This is a genomic window from Nocardiopsis listeri (assembly GCF_020741345.1).
GTDB lineage: Bacteria > Actinomycetota > Actinomycetes > Streptosporangiales > Streptosporangiaceae > Nocardiopsis > Nocardiopsis listeri_A.
This window is the reverse complement of the sequence record NZ_DYZD01000341.1, coordinates 1-5277: the sequence shown is the minus strand read 5'-3', so window position 1 is coordinate 5277 and position 5277 is coordinate 1. Positions and strand designations below refer to the sequence as shown.

Here is a 5277-nt window from a genome sequence, read left to right as displayed (position 1 = left end):
GCGCCGGAGAGTCAGCGGACCACGTCCACCCAGACCAAGCGGTGGTCCGAGCTCGGGAACGGGTGGTCACCGGTCAGACGGAACAGCGGGTCGTCCACGGTCGGCCAGAACACCCCCGACGCGCGGGCCGGCAGCGAACGCGAGGGCAGTACGTAGTCGACCCGCAGGTTGCCCGGACCCGGCTCGTCCACGAAGTCCGCGCTGTCCAGCTCCGGGTCGCCCACATGGTCGTCGTTCGCGGCGCCCTGACGCTCGGCCGCGCCGCGCCCGCCCTGGCTGGAGGGGCGCACGTCCACGATGTCCGGGTGCTCCAGCAGCTGCGTCATGGCCTCGGGATGCCCGTCACCGTCGTTGGGATCGGCGTTGAGGTCACCGGCGATCACGAAGCGGGCCCCCGGCGCCAACCCACCGCGCACCCCAGCGTCGTCGTAGATGTAGTCACCGGCGCGGGGACGCACGTAGTCGGCCCAGAACCGGATCTCGTCGTGGTTGCGGGCCACGTTGCGCTTCTCCGGACCGTCGAAGGTCGGCGGTGTGGGATGACCGGCCAACAGGTGCACCGGTCGCCCGCGCCCGGTGTCGATGGGGAGGTCCCAGTGGCTCTTGGAGGACAACCGCAGCACCTCCAGGGCCTCCTCCGAGTAGTAGGGCTCGCCCGTCTCGGGGTCGGTGGGAAGCAGCGCGTCCGGCATGTCCGCCCAGCGGAAGGTCTGGAAGGTGCGCACCTGGTCGGTGACGATCGGGTACTTGGACAGCACCGCCATGCCGTACTGGCCGGGGAAGACGCCGTACCCGAAAGCGTCCTCGGCGTACTCGGGCGTTCCCGGCTCGGTCACGGCCTCGCCGTCGCCGTTGAGGTCCACCCCCGAGGCCACACCGGTGTTCACGGGGGCGTTGTACACGTATGGGTAGTCGATGGGGTCGGCACCGTTCTGCCCCACGGACAGGTAGTTGTCCTGGAAGCGCCGCAGCCCCAGACCCTCCTCGTCGTGGTCGAACTCGTTGACCAACAGCACGTCGGGACGTACGTGCTGGATGATCTCGGCGACGTTGCGGGCCTGCTCGCTGTCGGGTGAGGCCAACTCCTGGGCCAGCATCCCCTCCTCGGGGCGCTCCAGTGCGGTGTTGAACGTCGCGAAGCGGACCTCGTGGGTTCCCGGTGCTTCGGGAACCGAAGGCGAGTCGGTGCCGGCGGCGGGGGCGGCCACCAGGGCCGAGGCGGCCAGGACGAGGGTGGCGGTGGAGGCCACACGGCGGGTTCTGCGGGACATGGGGGTGATCCTCTCAGCGGGGCGCGCGGCGGCGGACGTGGCACATCGACCGGCCGGAGGCCGGCAGCCCCGAGTGAACCACGGGAGGGCCCAGGAGGGCTCCAAGGGTCGCGAACGTGAGGGCGGGGCGCTTCGGTGGACGTCACATCCCGGACCCTCCTGAGTTGTCCACGGGAGGGCCCGAACGTCGTGGGGAAGTCGTAGGCTCAGGAGCCACCACCTGTCCGTCTACTCGCCCGGGGGCACACGCGTCATGGCCGACTCCTTCGCTCATCTGCACGTCCATACCGAGTACTCGATGCTCGACGGGGCGGCGAAGCTGAAGCCGCTGTTCAAGGAGGCGGCACGGTTGGAGATGCCCGCCGTGGCCATGACCGACCACGGCAACATGTTCGGCGCCTACGAGTTCTACCAGCAGTCCAAGGGCACCGGTGTCACCCCCATCATCGGTATCGAGGCCTATGTGGCGCCCGAGTCCCGGTTCCACAAGAAGCGGGTGTTCTGGGGGCGTTCCAACACCTCCGACGACGCCTCTGCCGAGGGCGGCAAGGACATCTCCGGCGGTGGCCGCTATCTGCACATGACGATGCTCGCCGAGAACGAGCAGGGCCTGCGCAACCTGTTCCGGATGTCCTCGCTGGCGTCCATGGAGGGCTACTACATGAAGCCCCGCATGGACCTGGAGTTGATGGCCGAGCACAGCGAGGGCGTGATCGTCTCCACCGGCTGTCCGTCGGGGGGTGTGCAGACCCGGTTGCGGTTGGGGCAGGAGAAGGAGGCCATCGCCTACGCGGCGGGGCTGCAGGACATCTTCGGTAAGGACAACGTGTTCCTGGAGTTGATGGACCACGGTGTGCCGATCGAAAAGGAGGTCCGCGACGGCCTGCTCAGGGTCGGCCGCGAACTGAACATTCCGCCGCTGGTCACCAACGACTCCCACTACGTGTACGAATCCCAGGCCTCGGCGCACGACGCCCTGCTGGCCGTGGGTGTGGGCAAGAACCTGGACGACCCCACACGGTTCCGGTTCAACGGCTCGGGTTACTACCTCAAGTCCGGCGATGAGATGCGCGGGCTGCTCAACTTCGACGAGTGGGAACAAGGGTGCAAGAACACCCTGCTCATCGCCGAACGGATCGACCCGCACGCCTACGACAACGTGTTCGCCCACCGGGACCTGATGCCGGTCTACCCGGTCCCGGAGGGGGAGACCCAGGCATCCTGGCTGGCCAAGGAGGTCGAGCGTCGGATCCCGGTGCGCTACCCGGACGGGGCCACCGACGAGGCGCGCGACCGCATCCGGTACGAACTGGGCATCATCAACGAGATGGGATTCCCGGCCTACTTCCTGGTGGTCGCCGACATCTGCAACTACGCCCGGGAGAACGGCATCGCTCTGGGCCCGGGACGTGGTTCGGCGGCCGGTTCGATGATCGCCTACATGTTGGGCATCACCGACCTGGACCCGTTGGACCACGGTCTGCTGTTCGAGCGGTTCCTCAACCCCGAACGTGTGTCCATGCCCGATGTCGACCTGGACTTCGACGAGCGTAGGCGTGGGGAGATGATCGAGTACGTCACCCGTCTGTACGGGGAGGAGCGGGTGGCGCAGATCCTCACCTTCGGCACCATCAAGGCCAAGGCCGCGATCAAGGACTCCACCCGGATCTTGGGCATGCCCTACTCCACGGGTGACCAGATCACCAAGGCGTTCCCCGCGCCGGTGGGCGGCAACGAGATCCCGCTGGACGCGGTGTACAACACCGAGCACGAGCGGTACGGCGAGACCACCGAGCTGCGCAACCTGATCGACAACGATCCCCAGGTCAACAAGGTGATGGAGACCGCGCGCGGTATCGAGGGTCTGACCCGCGGTACGGGTGTGCACGCCGCGGGCGTCATCCTGTCCAAGGAACCGTTGCTGGACGTCATCCCGCTGCACAAGCGCGACGCCGACGGCGCCATCATCACGGGCTTTCCCTACCCTCAGTGCGAGGACATGGGTCTGCTCAAGATGGACTTCCTGGGCCTGCGCAACCTGACGATCATGGACGACGCGGTCAAGAGCATCAAGGAGGCCGACGGTGTCGACATCGACCTCGGAAAGCTTCCGCTGGACGACCCGAAGACCTACAAGCTCCTGGCCAGGGGGGACACGCTCGGTGTGTTCCAGCTGGACGGCGGCGCGATGCGCAACCTGCTCAAGCGGATGGAGCCGAAGGCGTTCGGTGACATCACCGCCGTGCTCTCGCTGTACCGGCCCGGTCCGATGGCGGCCAACGCGCACAACGACTACGCGGACCGTTCGAACGGTCGGCAGGAAGTCACGGCGATCCACCCCGAGCTCAAGGACGCCCTGGAGGGCATCCTCGGTGAGACGTATCACCTGATCGTCTACCAGGAGCAGATCATGGCGATCGCCCAGCAGCTGGCCGGGTACAGCCTGGGCGGCGCCGACCTGATGCGTCGCGCGATGGGCAAGAAGAAGAAGGAGGCCCTGGAGAAGGAGTTCGAGAAGTTCTCCGCGGGCATGATCGAGAAGGGCTTCTCCCGGGAGTCCATGCAGGCGATCTGGGACGTCATGCTCCCGTTCGCGGGCTATGCGTTCAACAAATCGCACGCCGCCGGATACGCCCTCGTGGCGTATTGGACCGCCTACCTCAAGGCCAACTACCCCGCCGCGTACATGGCCGCGCTGCTGACCTCGGTCAGCGACGACAAGGACAAGATGGCGGTGTACCTGGCCGAGTGTCGGGCCCAGGGCATCAAGGTGCTTCCCCCCGACGTGAACGAGTCGGGTCTGCGCTTCACCCCGGTGGGCTCCGACATCCGCTTCGGCATGGGCGCGGTCCGCAACGTGGGCGCCAACGTGGTCAACTCCGTGGTCAAGACCCGTACCGAGAAGGGCAAGTACACCTCCTTCACCGACTTCCTGTCCAAGATCGAGCTGGCCGCCTGTAACAAGCGGGTGATCGAGTCGCTGATCAAGGCCGGCGGGTTCGACTCCCTGGGGCAGCCGCGTCGGGAGCTGTACCGTCACCACGAGATGGCGGTGGACGGCATGATCAGCTCCAAGAAGCAGGAGGCGAACGGGCAGTTCGACCTGTTCGGCGGTGGTGACGACGATGGCGACTCCACCCCCATCGGATTGAACATCCAGTGGGGCGATGAGGAGTGGGACCGCAAGACCAAGCTGGCCTTCGAGCGGGAGATGTTGGGTCTGTACGTGTCCAGCCACCCGTTGGCCGGTGCGGAGCGGGTGCTGGCCCGGTCCCGGGACACCTCGATCGCGCAGATCGTCGCCGGTGACCTGGCCAGGGAGCGCGGCGAGGTGCGGATCTCCGGGTTGATCTCCAAGGTGGACAAGCGCACCAACAAGGCCGGTAACCAGTGGGCGATCGCCACGGTGGAGGACCTGGACTCCTCGATGGAGGTGTTGTTCTTCCCCAAGACGTATCCGCTGTACGTGGAGGCGTTGTTGGAGGACACCGCGGTCACGGTCAAGGGCCGACTCAACGACCGTGACGGCACCTGGTCGATGTTCGCCTCGGAGATGTCGATCCTGGACATCTCGCACATCACCGAGGGTGAACCCCCGGTCCTGCTCACCTTGGACGAGAAGCGACTCTCCCCGGACCTGGTGGGCGACCTGCGGCAGATCCTGAGCACCCACAAGGGCGAGACCCCGGTGCGGGTCCGCGTGGACAACCCGGTGCGTTCACGGATCTACGCGCTGGAGAACTACTCGGTGCGGATCTCCCCGGAGTTCAACGGTGAGGTGAAGAGCCTGTTGGGGGCGTACTCGGTCGACTACTGACCAGACCGAACCCCACGCTCCACGGAGCACGGCCCTCGTGTGTCACGGCACACGGGGGCCTTTTTCTGTCTCGACCCTTGCGAAGAGATAGTTAGAGATATATCTTTGACCTATCGAGACAGTGAAGGACTGTCCTGAAATATCGAAGAGGAGAACACCATGAGCGCCATGGCACTTCCCGGCCCCTGG

Annotated in this window: 2 protein-coding genes; one reads left to right on the top strand and one right to left on the bottom strand. The window is 66.2% G+C overall.

All coding sequences use genetic code 11. The annotated features are described in order from the left end of the window. Window positions 1-11 precede the first annotated feature (11 nt). On the bottom strand, window positions 12-1271 hold the full coding sequence (locus K8V84_RS18190) for an endonuclease/exonuclease/phosphatase family protein (RefSeq protein ID WP_304076440.1): 1260 nt from the start codon (window positions 1269-1271) through the stop codon (window positions 12-14). Between the two features lie 253 nt (window positions 1272-1524). Between K8V84_RS18190 and dnaE the strand changes: the two genes are divergently transcribed. Further along, window positions 1525-5088 carry a DNA polymerase III subunit alpha gene (gene dnaE, locus K8V84_RS18185; RefSeq protein WP_304076438.1) on the top strand — a complete coding sequence of 1188 codons (3564 nt, stop codon included), beginning with the start codon at window positions 1525-1527 and terminating at the stop codon, window positions 5086-5088. The last annotated feature ends 189 nt before the right edge of the window (window positions 5089-5277 follow it).

Coding starts and splice junctions, on each gene's coding strand:
- K8V84_RS18190 (WP_304076440.1), bottom strand. CDS start 1,271: ATGTCCCGCAGAACCCGCCGTGTGGCCTCCACCGCCACCCTCGTCCTG.
- dnaE (WP_304076438.1), top strand. CDS start 1,525: ATGGCCGACTCCTTCGCTCATCTGCACGTCCATACCGAGTACTCGATG.